The organism is Psychroflexus sp. ALD_RP9, from assembly GCF_017311165.1.
Lineage (GTDB): Bacteria > Bacteroidota > Bacteroidia > Flavobacteriales > Flavobacteriaceae > Psychroflexus.
Window position 1 is genome coordinate 335,078 of sequence record NZ_CP062973.1, and the last position, 18,665, is coordinate 353,742.

An 18,665-nucleotide genomic window follows, 5' to 3' on the forward strand; every position below is an offset into this window, starting at 1 on the left:
TTTATTTTCATGAAAATATACAACTGATATGACTTTAATCGACGTTATAATCTTAATAGCAACACTGAGTTTTATCGTGATTTATGGTGTTTATAAAACACAGAAGCAAAATAGCGTTAAAGATTATATAAAAGGCGGCAATACTTCGCAATGGTGGACGGTTGGTTTATCTGTCATGGCAACACAAGCTAGTGCAATTACATTTTTATCTACTCCAGGTCAAGCCTTTAACGATGGTATTGGGTTTGTGCAATTTTATTTTGGATTACCTATTGCAGTTGTAGTTATATGCTTGGTTTTTATTCCTATTTATCACAAACTTAACGTGTATACAGCTTATGAATATTTAGAAAGTAGGTTTGATTTAAAAACAAGAACTTTAACCGCTCTACTTTTTCTAATTCAACGTGGTTTAGCTGCTGGAATTACCATTTTTGCACCTTCAATTATTCTATCGGCAGTTTTGGGGTGGAATTTAGTTTACCTTAATATCATTATTGGTAGCTTAGTTATTATTTACACGGTTTCTGGTGGTACCAAAGCAGTTAATGTTACCCAGAAACAACAAATGGCGGTTATATTTGGAGGACTTATCACCACGTTTTTCATTATTATAAGTCAATTACCTGACCAGGTCAGTTTCAGTAATGCGTTAGACATTGCTGGACGAACAGGAAAACTCGATGCACTTGATTTTTCGTTAGATTTAGACAATCGATATACATTTTGGAGTGGAATTATTGGTGGGAGTTTTCTGGCTTTATCTTATTTTGGAACAGACCAAAGCCAGGTTCAAAGGTATTTATCCGCAAAAAATCTGAAAGAAAGTCAACTTGGAATGTTATTTAATGGTTTTTTGAAGGTACCGATGCAGTTTTTTATTTTAATGGTTGGAGTTATGGTATTTGTATTTTATCAATTTAATTCAGCGCCATTAAATTTTAATCCTGCAGCAGAAGAAACCATAAAAACATCTATTCATGCTGAAGAATACAAAAACCTAGAGCAAGCCTTAATCGAAGTAGAAAGCAAACAACAAGAGTTTAATCTTAAACATATAAATAAAACATTAACTTTAACTGAAGCAAAACAACTCAAAGCATTTGAAAAACAAAAAGAAAATTTAAGAGTTCAAGCTGCTCAATTAATTGATAGCTTAAATACTGAAGTAGAAACAAATGATAAAGACTATGTATTTATTCATTACATCTTAAACCATTTACCTAAAGGCTTAATTGGTTTATTAATTGCGGTGATTTTATCAGCTGCTATGTCTTCTACAGCTTCAGAATTAAACGCTCTAGCTTCAACAACAACGATCGATTTATACCAAAGAAACAAAGGAAATTTAAGCGAAAAACACTACGTTAAAGCTTCAAAACTTTTTACGTTTCTTTGGGGTGTTTTAGCTATTATTGTTGCATGTACAGCTAATTTGTTTGATAATTTAATTCAATTAGTCAATATTATCGGCTCTATTTTTTACGGTAATGTTTTAGGTATTTTTCTTTTAGCTTTTTTTATAAGATTTGTTAAAAGTAGAGCGGTTTTTATCGCAGCATTAATCACTCAAATAATTGTAATTTATGGTTTCTGGCAAGACTGGATGCCGTATTTATGGTTAAACTTATTTGGTTGCTTGTTGGTGATTAGTATTGCTATTGCCATTCAATTAACACAAAAAAAAGCTGAAGCCATATAAGACTTCAGCTTTTTAAATACTTAAAATCAATATTTTACTGCCACTCGGCTAAACTATCTTTATTCATTTTTACGTAGTCTTGATTACCTGCTGCTTTTGCAGCTTCTAATGACGCCTTTGCAGCACTAATCGCTTTATTTTTCATACCAGCTTTCGCATAAATAAGTGATTGTTGTCTTAACATCCAATAAGGCTTATTTTCAACCATATTCATCGCTTTTTCAATCCATTTAACTGATTGATTAATGTCTTTATCAGAGGTTAAATAATACACAGCTGCATTATAAAAATCATTAGCTGATGGACCATTCATTACTTTATTTATATTACCCATCACCATTTCATCTGTCGGAAATTGCATTGGTATACTAACCATTGTTTGCTCCCAATAAATTTCTAAATGAGCTTGACTATTAGATAAATGATTAACGCCAATCGTAAATGATTCAACCTCTGGCTGAACCTTTTGAGTTTTAACTTCAATTTGAGCTGCAATTTTATCTTCGTTCCATTCTTCTGGTGTACCCCAATTATTTGTATCAGTATAAAAATAAATTGTCCAGTTATTTTTATCAGGTCTAGTAAATATGGCGTATGAACCAGCTTCTAGAACTTGATCAGCAATAGTTGCATCATGATCAAAGCTAATTACTGTGTTAGCATTTGCACCAGTTCGCCAAAGTTGACCATATGGAACTAAATCTCCAAAAATAGTTCTATCTCGCATTGCTGGTCTCGAATACTTTAAGCTAACTTTTGTTAAACCTACAACTTGCTCAACCTCAGCTAAAGGACTTGGTTGTGGGGTTTTAATTTGTGCATTAAATTGAATAGCAACTAATAGGCAAAAAAGTACAATTATTTTTTTCATATTCTAATTTTTTGTCAAATATATTTATATATGGTAAACGAACTCATAAATTAGTTATATTTTTATCATATAATAGTTCAATACGTTGTTTATGTATAAATATAGCTTATCGATTCTTACAATTATCTTAACTTCATTAGTAGGTTTCAGTCAATCAATTTGGGAAGTTAATTCTGCCCAAATAAGCAGCCAAGTTCCCAAGCATATTATTCAATCAGAGCAAATTGTTTCTTATAAACTCAACAAGCAACTTTTATATCAAAAACTTCAGAAGAAAAATAAAAATATAGAATTCATACGTTTAGAATTACCTTATGGAAATGCAAAAGCTGAATTAAAAACATTTCAAATTCAGCAGGTGTTTACGATACCAAATCAAAAATCTAAATCAATCTCGAAACAGATTTTATCTTATAAAGGTACTTCGGTTGAAGGTAACGAGTCGGTAAGAATAACCATTACTCCCATTGGGCTATTTGCCTCTATTATCGGACCAAATACACGCAAATACATTAACCCAATTGGTCATAATTATGCTGTTCTTAATCGCTCTAATTTTAATAAAAGAGGTTTTGATTGCCTCAGCGAAAACAATTATAAAAAACCTATTGAATCTACACCTAAAGTTATCGACGACAGCTTGTTAAGAACTTATGATCTCGCTGTAGCTTGTTCTGGTGAGTATGCACAATTTCATATTAATGCTGCCAATGCTAATAACGCAACTGATGCTGTTAAAAAAGACATTGTACTCTCGGCTATGGTAGTTACAATTGATCGTGTTAATCAAATTTATGAAAATGATTTAGCTATTAACCTTCAACTTATTCCAAATAATAGAGATTTAATATTTTTAGATTCATCAACCGATCCTTATGACAACTTTGACTCAAACCAACTAATTAACAACAATACTAGCGTCATTAATAGCATTATTGGCGAAAACAGCTATGATTTGGGCCATGTATTTACCACTGGTGGTGGCGGCATTGCAGCGCTTGGTTCAGTTTGCTCTAACCTTAAAGGTGCTGGCGTTACAGGTTTACCAAATCCAGTAGGCGACCCATTTGACGTAGATTATGTTGCACACGAAATTGGTCATCAATTCGGAGCAACGCACACCTACAATAACAGCTGTGGTAATAATAGAACTGAGTTTACTGCCTACGAACCAGGTAGTGGTCAAACAATTATGGCTTATGCAGGTATTTGTGCACCTAATGTTGCTAATAATAGCGTCCCTTATTTCCACTTTGCTAGCATCAATCAAATAAGTAATTTTGTAAGCTTTGGAAGTGGTAGTTTTTGTGTTAACAGCCAAGTTATTAATAATACTGCACCACAAATTGAAGCAGTAAACAATTATACTATTCCAAAATCGACACCTTTTAAGTATAGTGCGTCTGCAACCGACTTAGAAAATGATAATCTTACCTATACTTGGGAACAGTTTGATAACGAAATTAGTACGCAACCACCTTTAGCTTTTTCTACGGGAGGACCAAACTTTAAATATCTTTCACCGTCTGAAGATTCGTTTAGATATTTTCCAGACTTAAATACTGTTCTGGCCAACGAAAATTCAACCACATGGGAAGTTCTACCAAACGTGACAAGAAATATGACTTTTGTGGTCACCGTTAGAGATAATAATATGTCTGGCGGACAAGTCTCTACTGAACTAAGCAATTTAACAATTTCAGATGCGGGACCATTTGAAGTTACCTCTCAAAATACAAATTCACTTTCTTACACAGGAAACTCAAATATTGAAATCACTTGGGATGTAGCTGGAACTAACGCAAACAACATTAACACCAATGAAGTTAACATTTTATTATCTACGGATGGAGGCTTAACTTTCGACCAAATCTTATCTGAAAATACACCTAATGATGGTAGTGAATTTGTAGACATACCTAATATTGATGCTTCAAATTGCCGTATCATGATTCAACCGGTTAATAATATTTATTTCGCTGTAAACACAAGTCCATTTTCTATCACTAAAGATTTATCAACCAACGACTTTCAGGCTATAAATTTCAAAATGTATCCTAATCCTTCAAACTCATTTGTGAATTTAGAATTTGGCACTCAGCTTGAAAAAATTCAACTTAAAGTTTTTAATATTCAGGGTAAACTAGTTGCTGAAAAATTTTACAAAACGAGTTCAAAGGTAATATTAAATACAGAGGTTTTTGGCAATGGTGTATATCTAGTTAAGGTTGAAGCTAATGGAACTTCGTTAATTAAAAAGTTGCTCATCAACTAACAACACAAAGCATTAGATTGTAAATTTGCAAAAAAACACTCATGGACATTTCAGTAATACCAAATATAAAACATACTCAGTCAAACAACTTTTTTTTGTTAGCAGGTCCTTGTGCCATAGAAAATGAAACCATGGCCATGAAAATCGCTGAGGACATTTTAAAAATCAGCGATACATATCAAGTGCCATTTATTTTTAAAGGCTCGTTCAAAAAAGCAAACCGTAGTCGGATTGACAGCTTTACTGGAATTGGCGATCAAAAAGCCTTAGAAATTCTAAAAAAAGTAGGTGAGACTTTTAATATACCTACTGTTACTGATATTCACCAAGTTCAGGATGCCGCGATGGCTGCCAATTATGTTGATGTGCTTCAAATTCCAGCATTTCTTGTTCGTCAAACAGACTTAGTGGTTGCTGCCGCACAGACAGGTAAGGTCGTTAACTTAAAAAAAGGACAATTTATGAGTCCTGAAAGCATGCAACATGCTGTACAAAAAGTATTAGACAGTAATAATGAACTTGTCATGGTTACCGATCGCGGGACAATGTTTGGTTATCAAGATTTGATTGTAGATTTTAGAGGGATTCCAACCATGCGCGAATTCGCTACAACTGTTTTAGATGTAACACATTCATTACAACAACCCAACCAATCATCTGGTGTTACAGGCGGAAGGCCTGATATGATCGAAACTATTGCACGAGCTGGTATAGTAAATCATGTTGATGGACTTTTCATTGAAACGCATTATAATCCTTCTGAAGCTAAAAGTGATGGCGCTAATATGCTGGATTTAAAACACCTTGAGCAACTCATCAAGCACCTGACTCAAATTAGAGCTACTATTAATCAGTTTTAGAAACAAAATATTTTTTCTTTAAAATTGAGATGTGATGCGCTTCGTGACCTTTTAAGATAAAAGGAATTACTCTAACTGAAAAAGGACCACCACTCGCATGGCCTATTTTTAACAGGCTTTTTTCTGAGATACTTTCGTACAAAGAAATAGTAGAAGCTCGATTATTTTGATAATCATTAATTAATTGGCCAATGCCAATTTGTGACGAATTGTCATTTGAAGCAAATTCATCAATATTAAAACCTGGTAGTTCTGTTTGGTCACCCCTAGAAATGCGTAAAGCTCTTACTGCAAAAATACGTTCAACATCAGTAATATGTTGTAAAATTTGCTTCGGTGTCCATTTACCTTCAGCATATCTATAATTGAGCTCATCTGATGTTAAAGAAGAGAACACTTCAACAATTTCAGATTCATATAAAGTATCTTTTAATTGAATTCTATCAGGTAATAAATCTAAATACCGATTATAATAATCTTGATATTCAGCTTGAATAAGTTGATTTTTAGTAAGACTAAACGTTTTTAAATTCATTTAATTAATTCGTTTTACATACTGGCCTTCACGTCGTTGTTTTTCTTCTTGTAATAGCGCAAGCTCACGACCTGTTTGTCCTTTAACGGATGAATTTTCTTGTGCACGTCTAATTAAATAAGGTACTACATCACGTATAGGACCAAATGGTAATAATTTAATTGCATTTGATTGGTGCTTACCAATGTTATAGCTAATATGGTCGCTCATACCGTAAAGTTGGCCAAACCAAATACGGTCATCATCGAGGTCAATTCCTTGCTGTTCCATTAACTGTAATGCCATATAAGAGCTAACTTCATTATGCGTACCTATAAACATGCTAATGTCTTCAATGTTATTGATACAATAGGTCATTACAGCATTAAAGTTAACATCTGTTGCCTCTTTATCTTCGCAAATTGGAGATTGATAGCCTTTGCGTTTAGCACGTAAATTCTCTTTTTCCATATAAGCACCGCGAACTACTTTAAAACCTAATTTAAAGCCTTGATTGTTTGCGCGCTCATGTAATTCTTTTACGTAAGCCAGTCTATCCCAACGATAGCATTGAAGTGTATTAAAGATATAAGCCTTATCCTTATTAAATTTCATCATCATTTCTTCAATAAGATCATCAGCGGCATCTTGCATCCATGACTCTTCTGCATCTATTAATAATTTAGTATCATAATCTACCGCTGCTTGACAAATTTTTTCGAGACGATGTTTAATTCTTTCCCATTCATTTTGTTCTTGCGAGCTTAAAGTTTCATTATGTGTTACTTTTTCCCAAATCTCAAAACGGCCTAAGCCAGTAGGTTTAGCTACAGCGAAAGGTAATTCTTTAGAGGTTGAAGCAAATTTGATAATCTCGATTTTTCGTCGTGCTGCTTCATCAAAATCAGCTTCAGTCTCTTTACCTTCTACTGAATAGTCTAAAACACTATGTACATTTTTAGAATACATCAATTTAACCAAAGGCATGCACTCTTCTTGTGTCTCACCACCACAAAATTGCTTGAAGATAGTTGCTCTTATTATCGACTCAATTGGAAGCTTAATTTTTAACGCAAACTGTGTTAAAACAGTTGAAATTGGAACAAAAAAGGGAATATTCATTAACGAGAAAATGAATAATGAACGCTTTAAGTCTTTATCAGTTTTTAGAATGAAAGCGTTTTTTGTATCATTAAATATTTTAGTGTCGATCATTAATTGAAATTTTGCCAAATATACTTATAGATTAGCTGAATTTATAGCCTTAAAGTTGCTAATTTCGCATAATTAACATAGCTTTTTTAAAATGAATTCAATTGTCTTAAAAAATTATAATATACACTTTCAAACAGAAGCTTATCTTGCTTTAAATCAATATATTTCAACTGAAGCTTTCTCTAAAATTATTATTCTTGTTGACTCTAACACACATCAATATTGCTTAAGTTCATTTTTAGGAGAATTAGAACAAACCAATGCGGTAGAAATTATTGAAGTTGACTCTGGTGAAGCGCATAAATCGATTGATACTTGTTCTCAAATTTGGCAAAGTTTAGCCGACTTAAATATAGATCGTAAAGCCATAATGATTAATTTAGGTGGTGGCATTGTAACCGATTTAGGTGGCTTTGTTGCCTCGTGTTTTAAGCGTGGCATTAGCTTTGTGCATATTCCTACCACACTTTTAGGCATGGTAGATGCTGCAATTGGCGGTAAAAATGGGGTTAATTTAGGCGCTCTTAAAAATCAAATAGGTGTTATAAACCCGCCTGAAATGGTGTTGATTGATCCGAGTTTTTTAGCTACTCTATCTCAAGCTGAAATGCGAAGCGGTCTTGCAGAAATGATTAAACATGGTTTAATTGCAGATCAAAATTATTTAGATAATTTCAAAGATTTATCGCAATTTACCACTGAACATTTAACGCATTTAATTCGTGGTTCAATAGACATTAAAACTACAATTTCTGAGAATGACCCGACTGAGAAAGGGCTTAGAAAAGCCCTTAATTTTGGTCATACCTTAGGTCATGCTATTGAATCTTACAGCATGAATACCCAAAACTTGCCTAAATTGCTTCATGGTGAAGCTGTGGCTATCGGCATGATATTAGCTCTATATATTTCAACTGAAATATGTGGTTTCTCTAAATACGATTGTGATGATTATTCTAATTTAATTCGTAGATACTTCAAATCAGTTGAGTTTAATTCAAATGATATTAAACAAATTAAATCTTTGCTAATTCACGATAAGAAAAATACTAACGGACAAATCAATTTTGTTCTACTCAGTAAAATTGGGAAGCCACAACTCGATTGCCAAGTTTCTGATCGGTTAATAGATAAAGCCTTTGCTTATTATCAATCATAAAAAAAGCTTTCAAAAAAATTGAAAGCTTTTTATGTATGTTTACATTTTACGTTGTTAAGCAGTTTCTTCTACTAAATCTTCAATACTAGCTAAATATCGTTCTGCATCAAGTGCCGCCATACAGCCGGTTCCGGCAGCTGTTACAGCTTGTCGATATTCTTTATCTTGTACATCTCCCGAGGCAAAAACACCAGGAATATTAGTTTTAGTAGACTTACCTTTTGTTATTAAGTAGCCAGCGTCGTCCATATCTAAAAGACCTTTAAATATATCTGTATTAGGTTTATGACCAATAGCAATAAATAAGCCTGTCACAGGAATATCTTCTTTTTCTTGAGTTTGATTATTCACCACACGAATACCCTCAACAACTTGATCACCTAAAACCTCATCGACTTCAGTAAAATAACGCAAATCGATATTTTTAGTGTTTTCAACACGGTGTTGCATGGCTTTAGAAGCTTTCATTTCACCTTTTCTAACCAACATCGTTACTTTTGTACAGATATTTGCTAAATAGGTTGCTTCTTCGCAAGCTGTATCACCACCGCCAACAATAGCAACATCTTGACCTTTATAGAAAAAACCATCGCAAACAGCGCAAGCAGAAACTCCACCACCTCGAAGGCGTTGTTCACTTTCTAAACCTAAATATTTTGCTGATGCACCTGTGGATATTATTAATGTTTCAGCCTCAATCCAGGTTTTATTATCAACTTGAGCTTTATGAATTCCGCCTTTTTCTTTAGACAACTCAACTTTAGTAACCATTCCTATTCTTACTTCAGTTCCAAAACGTTCGGCTTGTTGTTGCAACTCGACCATCATTTTTGACCCATCAATACCTTCAGGATAGCCGGGAAAATTATCAACTTCCGTCGTGGTTGTTAATTGTCCGCCAGGTTCCATACCTGTATACATTACAGGTTTCATATCAGCTCTTGCTGCATAGATTGCGGCAGTATAACCGGCTGGACCTGATCCGATAATTAAGCATTTTATACGTTCTATTTGATCTGACATAATTTAAAATTTAGATTACAAATGTAGTAAGATTTTAAATGTTGTTTACAAAATCAAATCATTTGTTTTTATCGGTGCATAAAGCTTGTTGATTATCGTTTTTAAAAAATCTAACAAGACTGAATGTCACTATTTTTTAATAGATTTGTTAAACAATCATAACAGAACATGAATAGTGATTTACTCGCTCAATTAGAGCAAAAATATAAAGACTTAGGTGAAAATCCAGATGCTTATTTAAAGGGGTTAATACATGCTAAACCCATTAATTATTGGGATTATATAGAAGTTGACACTTTATTGTCTCTACAAAAGCCTCGTACTAATTTTAAGGATGAAGTTGTTTTTATCATGTATCACCAAGTTACTGAACTTGTTTTACGACTCATGATACATGAAATTGAACAAATAACAGAAAAACCTGAACCTAAGGAAGATTTTATAATTGAAAAATTAACTCGTTTACTTCGCTATACTGACATGCTCATTACTTCATTTGAAGTTATGAAAGATGGAATGAATTATGATGATTATAACCAATTTAGGTTTACATTAACTCCAGCAAGTGGATTTCAGTCTGCACAATTTAGACAATTAGAATTATATTGCACACCTATTGAACACCTTATAAATGCTGAAGCCAAAGCAGAAATGCCGAACAATGCTTCTACAAGAACTAAGTTTAATTTTATTTATTGGCAAGCAGCTGGATTCGATAAGAAAACAGGTGAAAAATCTTTAACCTTAAAAGCTTTTGAGGATAAATACCTCAATCAATTTATAGCATTAACTGATAAAATGAAGGGTAAAACTTTATGTGAAATAATTGAAAGATTCACCTCACCATCAGATGAATTGATAAAAGCATCAAAAGATTTTGATCATGCATACAATGTTAAGTGGCCTCTTACGCATTTACGAACTGCTACACAGTATTTAGATAAAAAAGGAGAACAAAAAGCTGCAACTGGTGGCTCTAATTGGAAAAAGTATTTGCACCCTAAGTTTCAACAACGTCAATTTTTCCCGCATTTATGGAAAGAAAGTAGCATTTTAGATTGGGCATAATTATTGGTTAATAGTTAGTATGAATTATAAATTTAGTTTTTTAATCATTTGCTTCAGCTTTAGCACTTGCTTAGCTCAAATAGACGATTTTAACCAAGTGCAAACCATAAATTTAGAACCAAATTTAAGCATTTTAGAAGATCCCTTTAGCATAAAAAATCTACCACAGCCACAATTATTAAATATGGTTATCGATTTAAATGCAAACCCTTTTCAGGAAAAAAGACAAATCAATATGGTAGCAGCAACGGCTCGTAAGGCACAATCGCAGAACTATAATTTATCTGAATTTAACTTTGTTGAGAGACAATTAGCCATTTTCAGAAAAGAACGACCTAGATTAAACAACAGCATCCAAACACCTTTTTCACCAGATTATCATGACCAATTAATTTATTCAGGTTCTAACAGAGTTAATAATGAAGCCTTCAGGGCAAATAAGACTTTTCAAACACCTAAGTATATTAACAACCTTTATTACTCACCATACAGACGTCACAGAGGTTTCTGGCAGTATTAACTTTCCTTGAAAGGAATTTCTGTATGTGGTTAATATTTTTAAGAATTATTCTTTTAGATAAATACCATCACCATTCTTAATAACTATTTGTTTGTCTTTATACAAACTGCCAATAGCTTTTTTAAAAGCTTTTTTACTTAAATGAAACGTTTCATTAATCGCTTCAGGTTTAGATTTATCATGAAATGGTAAGTAACCTGTATCAGTAGCTTTTAAGATATCATAAATTTTCTGGGCATTTGGCTCAATACTTTTGTACCCAAATTTTTGAAGTGTGACATCTATTTTATTGTCAGGCCTTATCTTTTTAATGTAAGCTTTTAGTCGGTCACCAGTTTTTAAATCAGCATAAACTTCGTCTTTATAAAGTAAACCAGCATGAATCTCGTTAATAATTACATTAAAACCTAATTCTGTAGGATTGGTAATAATAATTTCAACTTCATCAAATTCATTTACTGTTAAAACAGAGTTATCTACAAATTTGTTTACTCTACTTGAAGCCACTAGCCTATTGGTTTCTTCATCTAAGTAACAAAAAACCAAGTAATTATTGTTTGGTTTCATCTTGTAGGCTTGCTCGCTATGTGGCACAAATAGATGTTTTTCGAGATTCCAATCTAAAAATGCGCCAAAATCATTGCTATCAACACAAGTTAAAACTGCAAACTCATCAAGTTGAATTTTAGGCTCGAGCGTAGTAGCCACTGGACGCTCTTCAAAATCTAAATAAACAAAAACTTCTATTGAATCGCCAATTTCATAAGTTTTTGGTTTGTACTTATTCGGGAGCAAAACTTCATCACCAGCATCATTTTTTAAAAATAATCCTGGTGCTGTATCACGATCAATTTCAAGCTTATGTTTAAGGCCTAATTCAAGCATTGGTCTTTTTTTTTGCAAATGTACACAATTATTGAAGAGTATTTTAGCAAGCCTTAAAGGGCTTTAAGCTAATTGGTTGATTACCGAAATAAATGCTTATTAATGTATTTAAAATAATTTAATAAAATCTCATCATTGACTTCGGTTGGTGTAAAAATTTCAAGGATTTTAGGCTGCTCTGAAGCTTCGAAGAATGAGCTCAGCTGAACTTCTAACTCATTTAAATTTTTTGCACTAAAATAGCTTAACCCAAACATTTCGCTTAAATGCTTAGATGTTAATTGATGTCGTGTTTCAAAATAGGTGTGAAAATAATTGGCTTGCTTATCACCAGGCAAGATTCTAAAAATACCACCTCCAGAATTATTAATCACAATAATTTTAAAATCAGATGGTAAATAATTATTCCATAAAGCATTTGAATCGTAAAAAAAACTTAAATCACCTGTTATTATTGTAGTAGGATGCTGGCTAGCAACAGCATAACCAATTGCTGTAGATGTACTACCATCGATGCCGCTTGTGCCTCTATTTGAAAAGGCAATGAGTGGTGTTTTAGAATCAAATAAATTAGCATATCTTACAGTTGAACTATTTGCAAAATGAATATGCTCGTTTTTTGGCAACTTGTTAAAAACAGCAGCAAATACTTTAAAATCGGAATAATCGATTTCCTGAATATAACGTTTCCTAATAGCTTCTATACTGGTTTTTTGCTTATACCAATGCTCAAAATAATTAGATGGTACAGATTGTAACTTCTCGACAACTTGTTTAGAGAACTGTTTTACGGTAGACTTTAAAAGTGTTGGTTTTGTAAAAAAAGTATCTAAGCGACGTTGCGGATGCACTTGATAATGCATTTTTGGCTGATAAGCTCTTAAAAATGATTTCAATTTTTTACTTACCAACATACCTCCTAAACTTAATAATAGATCAGGTTGAAGCCCTTTAAAATAAACTTCTGCGTCGTCTAATTGTTCAATAGGAGCAATTAAAGCATCAATATTCTGAAAGAAATGCTTGTGTGCAATATTTGAAGTAACCTCTGTCATAACAATAACTGAAGGGTCTTTTGCTAAAACTTCAAGCAATTCATCCGTAAAATCGAAATTAGAATTAACGCCAACTAACACTAATTTCTTTTCAGCCGAATTCCAGTCATTTATAAATTTTGAAACCAATTCATCCGGGATTTTATTGATTTCAGGAAATTCTATAGCCGAAAGCGATTCAACTTCACGAAGTTGATTTTCTGTTGTATGATATAAAGGTTCATCAAAAGCTGCATTGATATGGACTGGTAATTGTTGTTGGTAAGTAGTTAAAATGGCCGCTTGAACTTCTGCTTTGTTAAAATTAAAATCTTCGGCTGAAATTTTTTGATGTGTATCATCTTTAAGATTAGCGGCATAACCAACATGTTCGCCAAAAAAATGGTGCTGTTTTATCGTTTGGCCATCGCCGATATCTAAAAGGTGGCGTGGTCGATCAGCAGATAAAACAATTAGAGGTAAATGGCTGTAATATGCTTCTGTAACCGCTGGGTAATAATTAGCTAATGCCGAACCCGATGTACAGATTACAGCAACAGGTTTTTGCAAATGCTGCGTCATACCTAAAGCAAAAAAAGCAGCCGAACGTTCATCAACAATACTGTAAGTTTTTATACTTGGATGATTCGAAAATGCGATGGTAAGCGGTGCATTTCTTGATCCCGGTGAAATAACAACATGATTAATATGATTAAGCTCAAATGCTTTTACTAAAAGTTGTGCTGTAGCAATGCTTGAAAACTGTTGACTCATGTCACAAAGATAAGAGAGTCTGTAAGTTTAAACAGAAACTAGTTAATCAATTTAAAGCACATTTAACATCGTTTGCGCTTTATTACAAGTTTCTTGCCATTCGGCTAAAGCATCGCTTTTAGATGTAATACCACCGCCAACGTAAATGTGACAAATAGAATCTTGAAATGACATACAGCGCAAATTGACATACAAACTTGAACTAGTTTTAACACTTTTAAAGACTTGGTTTTCGATGTTTTGAGGCCGATTTGAACGTCTATTTTCAGACTTAAAATTAAGCTCACCAAAATAGCCACTGTAGAACTGTCGATTGTAAGCTTCATTTTGTTCTAAAAATTGTTTAGCAAGTTGAGTTGGCAAACCACAAACTGCTGGTGTTGGGTGCAATTGAGAAATGACCTCTTGCAAAGATTGAGACTTTAATCTTGCTTTAATTGTTGTTTTTAGATGAATTAATTGACCTGCTTTAGATTCTAATCGTTCGCTTTGATGTAATGTTTTTACATATGGCTTTAAGCGATCAAGAATATGCTGAGTAACTAAATCTTGTTCTTCGTACTCTTTTGAAGTAAAAGGTTGAGTTGGTAAGTCAGATTCATGCCTTGTACCAGCTAAAGCAACAGTTTCTAGGTTATGATGCTTTACTTTAAGCAGAGTTTCTGGTGAAGCACCAGCCCATAATCCTACTTTTGGGTGATACCATACGTAAGTCATCGCATCGGGATAAAAAAATGTTAAACGATGAAACAAGTCGCTAATTTGAGGCACTTCAACTGGTAATTCTAAAACCCTTGACGTTACAATTTTCTTTAGTTCAGTTTGTTGAATGCTGGCAATAGCCTTTTTAACTAGTTCTTGATAAATTTCCGCTTGACGGGCATCTTCTTTGTAATGAAACCCTTTAGAAACTGGTTGCTTTTCTAAAAACATTTGATGCGGAAAACTAAAACTATTGGTTTGCTTATGTGGAAAAATAATAGCCTTTTGGGATACATCAAAAGGTGCAAACACAAAACCACTTTCATTTACAGTATCGTTTAAGTAAAAAAGTTCTTGATCGGTTTGTGCAATTAAATTAACCTCGGCTTCTTCTGGTTTATGATACAGTACAAATGGTAACTCAGCTTGATATTGGCGCTCTATAAGTTCTTTAAATTGTTGCATGATTAAGCTTTTGGTAAGGCGATAGTCGTTAATTTTACAGCTGAAATCAATTGTCCTTCAGCATTGGTTAATTTAATATCCCAAACTTGAGTTGTACGACCGCGATGTATAAATTGAGCTTTAGCAAAAACTTCTCCTTCTTTTATACTTCTAAGGTGATTAGCTGATATTTCTAGCCCACGAATCATGAATTTAGCTGTATCTAAAAAAACAAAACAAGCCGCACTACCAACACTTTCGGCAAGTGCAACCATGGCGCCTCCGTGTAAAACACCATCGGGTTGATGTACTTTAGGTGTTACTGGCATTTTTGCGGTTAAAAAGTCTTCACCAACATCAACATAGGTAATTTCTAAGGTTTCCATTAACGTATTTGGTGTTACGGCATTGCAGGATTTAAGAATTTCAGACTTCGATTTATTCATGTTTTGTGTTTATTTGCATTGTAAAATTACAAAAAGCTTTTGCAAATGGCTATTTATGAAAACAAAGTAAGTTATACAAGTACAAATACGTATTCAACTTTTAATAATTTAACGCCTCAAACTGAGCAAGTTTGGATTGCATGCCACGGCATTGGTTATTTGAGTAAGTATTTTATTAGGTATTTTAACAAACTTCCTAAGCAACATTATATAATTGCGCCGCAAGCTCCAGCTAAGTATTACCAGACCAAAGATTTTAAATATGTTGGCGCTTCTTGGCTTACCAAAGAACAAACGGCATTAGAAATTGAAAATGTACTAAATTATTTAGATGCGGTTTGGCAAAATGAAAAATTGAAAGATTTACCTATAAATTTAATGGGCTATTCACAAGGAGTTTCGGTGGTCATGCGTTGGCTCGCAAAACGAGAGATACTTTGTTCAAACTTAATTATACATTCAGGCAGTATTCCTGATGAATTTGAGTCAGATGTATTTAAGGATAAAGTAAACTCTGAAGTTCATTTGATTTATGGAAATCAGGATGAATACATTACAGGTGAAAAACTCAAAGCGCAATTAAAATTAGCTGAAAAATTATTTGGTAATCAGCTTAATGTTAATGAATTTGATGGTAAGCATGAAGTTAATCAAAACCTCTTAAAAAGCTTAGCTGAAGGTTTTAAAACCATATAAATATAAAAGCCAGTGGAAAACACTGGCTTTTAATAAATCAAAACAATCAAATAAAAACTACATTTTTAAATCAAAACGGTCTAATTGCATGACTTTAGACCATGCAGCAACAAAATCTTTTACAAATTTTTCTTTTGCATTATTTGCTGCATAAACTTCAGCAAGGGCTCTAAGTTCAGAATTTGAACCAAAAATCAAGTCAGCTCTTGTGGCTGTCCATTTTACTTCTCCAGAGTTACGATCAACGATTTCGAATAACTCATCATCTTCAGAAATTGAACGCCATTTATAATCCATGCTTAATAAGTTCACAAAGAAATCATTTGTTAAAACACCTTCCTGGTTTGTAAACACACCATGTTTCGAGTTATCATAGTTAGCACCAAGTACTCGCATACCGCCGACTAAAACTGTCATTTCAGGTGGCGTTAAGGTTAGCAATTGTGCTTTATCTACAAGTAATTCTTCAGTTGAATACGTATATTTTTTACCACTATAGTTTCTAAATCCGTCAGCATAAGGCTTTAAGAATTGCATCGATTCAACATCGGTTTGTTCTTGAAGCGCATCCATACGACCAGGTTGAAAAGGAACTGTTATTTCAAAACCAGCGTCTTTTGCAGCTTTTTCTATTGCCGCATTTCCAGCAAGAACAATTAAATCGGCCATTGAAATTTCTTTTCCTGACTTTGCCTTGCGGTTAAACTTTTTTTGAATTTTCTCTAATTCAGAAATTACTTTATTTAATTCTTTAGGATTATTTACTTCCCAATTGCGTTGCGGCTCTAATAAAATATGTGCACCATTAGCGCCACCGCGTCTATCAGATTCACGATAAGTTGACGCTGAAGCCCAAGCGGTTTTTACAAGTTCACCAATACTTAAATCTAAATTTAAGATTTGTTTTTTAAGTGATTTAACATCATTTGTAGTCACTAATTTATGGTCTACAGCTGGAATTGGGTCTTGCCAGATGAAATCTTCTTCAGGAATTTCAGGCCCGATATAAGAACTTTTAGGTCCCATATCACGATGTGTTAATTTAAACCAAGCTTTAGCAAAGGCATCTTTAAAAGCATCTTCATCTTCTAAAAAGCGCTTAGAAATTTTCTTGTAAACTGGATCTTTAATTAAGGCTACATCGGTAGTTAACATGTAAGGTTTTTGCTTTTTATCTTTATCAAATGCATGTGGAATAATTGCTTCTGCATCTTTAGCAACCCATTGGTGTCCGCCTGCTGGACTTTTCATTAATTCCCAATCGTATTTGAATAAGAATGTTAAGTAGTCGTGGCTCCATTCTGTAGGTGTAGATGTCCAAGTAACTTCAACTGTAGAAGTAATTGCATCAGCACCTTTACCAGATTTATAAGAACTTTTCCAGCCTAAACCTTGTTCTTCAATAGGCGCAGCTTCTGGTTCTGGTCCCATGTGATGGTCTTCTGCTGCTGCATGCGTTTTACCTAAGGTGTGTCCGCCGGCAATTAAGGCAACTGTTTCTTCGTCGTTCATTCCCATTCTTGCAAAAGTTACACGAATTGCTTCTGCAGCTGCTAACGGATCTGGAATACCATTCGGACCTTCAGGATTTACATAGATTAAACCCATTTGTGTTGCTGCAAGTGGATCTTGCAAATCACCGTCTTCATCAAAACGCTTTCTTTTAAGCATTTCAGATTCTGGACCCCAATAAACATCTTCTTCAGGTTCGAAAACATCAACACGACCTGCTGCAAATCCTGCAGTTTCAAAACCCATATCTTCTAATGCAACATTACCAGCTAAAATCATTAAATCAGCCCATGAAATTTTACTTCCATATTTTTGTTTGACTGGCCAAAGTAAGCGTCTTGCTTTATCTAAATTAGCATTATCAGGCCATGAATTTAATGGCGCAAAACGCTGTTGTCCTGATCGTGAACCGCCACGACCATCGCCAGTTCTATAGGTTCCTGCACTGTGCCAAGCCATTCTTATAAACAAACCACCATAATGACCAAAGTCTGCTGGCCACCATTCTTTAGAATCGGTCAAAACTTTTCTGATATCTTCCTTAAGCGCATAGTAATCTAAACTTCTAAAGGCTTCAATGTAATTAAAATCTTCTCCCATAGGATTAGATTTATCGGCGTTTTGTCTTAAAATGTCAAGATTTAACTGATTAGGCCACCATTCTTTGGCCTCCATTTTACCTTTTGAGGTTTGTGATTTTGCTTTAGATTGCGCTTTAGCTTGAGCAGATAAGTAAGGGCAAGCTTCAATGCCTTGTGATGCTGGTTGAGCATGAGCTGTAAGAAACACCAACAAAACCAATGCTGTAATAATTTTATTCATGATACTAATATTTAAAATTAATAGACCAAAAATAAATATACAAAATATAGATTCAATAAGTAAATTATATTTTAATACTATTGTTTAATAAGCTAATCTTATAGTCATTGTTTTTACAACATATAAAGTAAATTAAACAAAGT

At 33.6% G+C, this 18,665-nt stretch carries 16 protein-coding genes; 7 read left to right on the forward strand and 9 right to left on the reverse strand.

Annotated elements, in window-relative coordinates:
- The first annotated feature begins 28 nt into the window (after positions 1–28).
- Positions 29–1,702, forward strand: coding sequence for a sodium:solute symporter (locus tag IMZ30_RS01520; protein WP_207038798.1), 1,674 nt, complete (start codon positions 29–31; stop codon positions 1,700–1,702).
- A gap of 34 nt (positions 1,703–1,736) precedes the next feature.
- Here the strand turns inward: IMZ30_RS01520 and IMZ30_RS01525 are convergent, their stop codons facing one another.
- On the reverse strand, positions 1,737–2,573 hold the full coding sequence (locus tag IMZ30_RS01525) for a DUF2911 domain-containing protein (protein ID WP_207038799.1): 837 nt from the start codon (positions 2,571–2,573) through the stop codon (positions 1,737–1,739).
- Between the two features lie 91 nt (positions 2,574–2,664).
- On the opposite strand from IMZ30_RS01525, the gene IMZ30_RS01530 reads away from it, so the two are divergent.
- Both IMZ30_RS01530 and kdsA read left to right on the forward strand, forming a co-directional pair.
- Positions 2,665–4,848, forward strand: a complete 2,184-nt coding sequence (locus IMZ30_RS01530) for a reprolysin-like metallopeptidase (protein WP_207038800.1) — start codon at positions 2,665–2,667, stop codon at positions 4,846–4,848.
- 41 nt (positions 4,849–4,889) lie between these two features.
- Complete coding sequence (gene kdsA, locus IMZ30_RS01535; RefSeq protein WP_207038801.1) at positions 4,890–5,708, forward strand: 3-deoxy-8-phosphooctulonate synthase; 819 nt, start codon at positions 4,890–4,892, stop codon at positions 5,706–5,708.
- Here kdsA and IMZ30_RS01540 read toward each other — a convergent pair.
- Both IMZ30_RS01540 and IMZ30_RS01545 read right to left on the reverse strand, forming a co-directional pair.
- Complete coding sequence (locus IMZ30_RS01540; RefSeq protein ID WP_207038802.1) at positions 5,695–6,243, reverse strand: DinB family protein; 549 nt, start codon at positions 6,241–6,243, stop codon at positions 5,695–5,697. The genes kdsA and IMZ30_RS01540 overlap by 14 nt on opposite strands.
- The gene (locus IMZ30_RS01545) at positions 6,244–7,437 is read right to left on the reverse strand and encodes a proline dehydrogenase family protein (RefSeq protein WP_207038803.1); all 1,194 of its coding nucleotides are present in this window, start codon (positions 7,435–7,437) and stop codon (positions 6,244–6,246) included. It abuts the gene before it with no gap.
- Between the two features lie 91 nt (positions 7,438–7,528).
- Between IMZ30_RS01545 and aroB the strand changes: the two genes are divergently transcribed.
- Complete coding sequence (gene aroB, locus IMZ30_RS01550; RefSeq protein WP_207038804.1) at positions 7,529–8,596, forward strand: 3-dehydroquinate synthase; 1,068 nt, start codon at positions 7,529–7,531, stop codon at positions 8,594–8,596.
- 54 nt (positions 8,597–8,650) lie between these two features.
- Here aroB and trxB read toward each other — a convergent pair whose 3' ends face one another.
- On the reverse strand, positions 8,651–9,619 hold the full coding sequence (trxB, locus tag IMZ30_RS01555; protein WP_207038805.1) for a thioredoxin-disulfide reductase: 969 nt from the start codon (positions 9,617–9,619) through the stop codon (positions 8,651–8,653).
- Positions 9,620–9,787: 168 nt separating this feature from the next.
- Between trxB and IMZ30_RS01560 the strand changes: the two genes are divergently transcribed.
- The gene (locus tag IMZ30_RS01560) at positions 9,788–10,687 is read left to right on the forward strand and encodes a tryptophan 2,3-dioxygenase family protein (RefSeq protein WP_207038806.1); all 900 of its coding nucleotides are present in this window, start codon (positions 9,788–9,790) and stop codon (positions 10,685–10,687) included.
- A 19-nt stretch (positions 10,688–10,706) separates the two neighbouring features.
- On the forward strand, positions 10,707–11,207 hold the full coding sequence (locus IMZ30_RS01565; RefSeq protein ID WP_207038807.1) for a hypothetical protein: 501 nt from the start codon (positions 10,707–10,709) through the stop codon (positions 11,205–11,207).
- A 45-nt stretch (positions 11,208–11,252) separates the two neighbouring features.
- Here the strand turns inward: IMZ30_RS01565 and IMZ30_RS01570 are convergent, their stop codons facing one another.
- The 4 genes from IMZ30_RS01570 to IMZ30_RS01585 all read right to left on the reverse strand — a co-directional run bounded on the left by IMZ30_RS01570 (position 11,253) and on the right by IMZ30_RS01585 (position 15,492).
- Entirely contained in the window at positions 11,253–12,092 is an 840-nt protein-coding gene (locus IMZ30_RS01570) for a S1 RNA-binding domain-containing protein (RefSeq protein ID WP_207039661.1), read from the reverse strand.
- 80 nt (positions 12,093–12,172) lie between these two features.
- Positions 12,173–13,900, reverse strand: a complete 1,728-nt coding sequence (gene menD / locus IMZ30_RS01575) for a 2-succinyl-5-enolpyruvyl-6-hydroxy-3-cyclohexene-1-carboxylic-acid synthase (RefSeq protein ID WP_207038808.1) — start codon at positions 13,898–13,900, stop codon at positions 12,173–12,175.
- 51 nt (positions 13,901–13,951) lie between these two features.
- Positions 13,952–15,067, reverse strand: a complete 1,116-nt coding sequence (locus IMZ30_RS01580; RefSeq protein ID WP_207038809.1) for a chorismate-binding protein — start codon at positions 15,065–15,067, stop codon at positions 13,952–13,954.
- 2 nt (positions 15,068–15,069) lie between these two features.
- A complete protein-coding gene (locus IMZ30_RS01585; protein WP_207038810.1) occupies positions 15,070–15,492 on the reverse strand; it encodes a PaaI family thioesterase in 423 nt (140 codons plus the stop codon).
- A gap of 45 nt (positions 15,493–15,537) precedes the next feature.
- Between IMZ30_RS01585 and IMZ30_RS01590 the strand changes: the two genes are divergently transcribed.
- Positions 15,538–16,188, forward strand: a complete 651-nt coding sequence (locus tag IMZ30_RS01590; RefSeq protein ID WP_207038811.1) for an alpha/beta hydrolase — start codon at positions 15,538–15,540, stop codon at positions 16,186–16,188.
- A 57-nt stretch (positions 16,189–16,245) separates the two neighbouring features.
- Here the strand turns inward: IMZ30_RS01590 and katG are convergent, their stop codons facing one another.
- The gene (katG, locus tag IMZ30_RS01595) at positions 16,246–18,522 is read right to left on the reverse strand and encodes a catalase/peroxidase HPI (protein ID WP_207038812.1); all 2,277 of its coding nucleotides are present in this window, start codon (positions 18,520–18,522) and stop codon (positions 16,246–16,248) included.
- Positions 18,523–18,665: the final 143 nt, after the last annotated feature.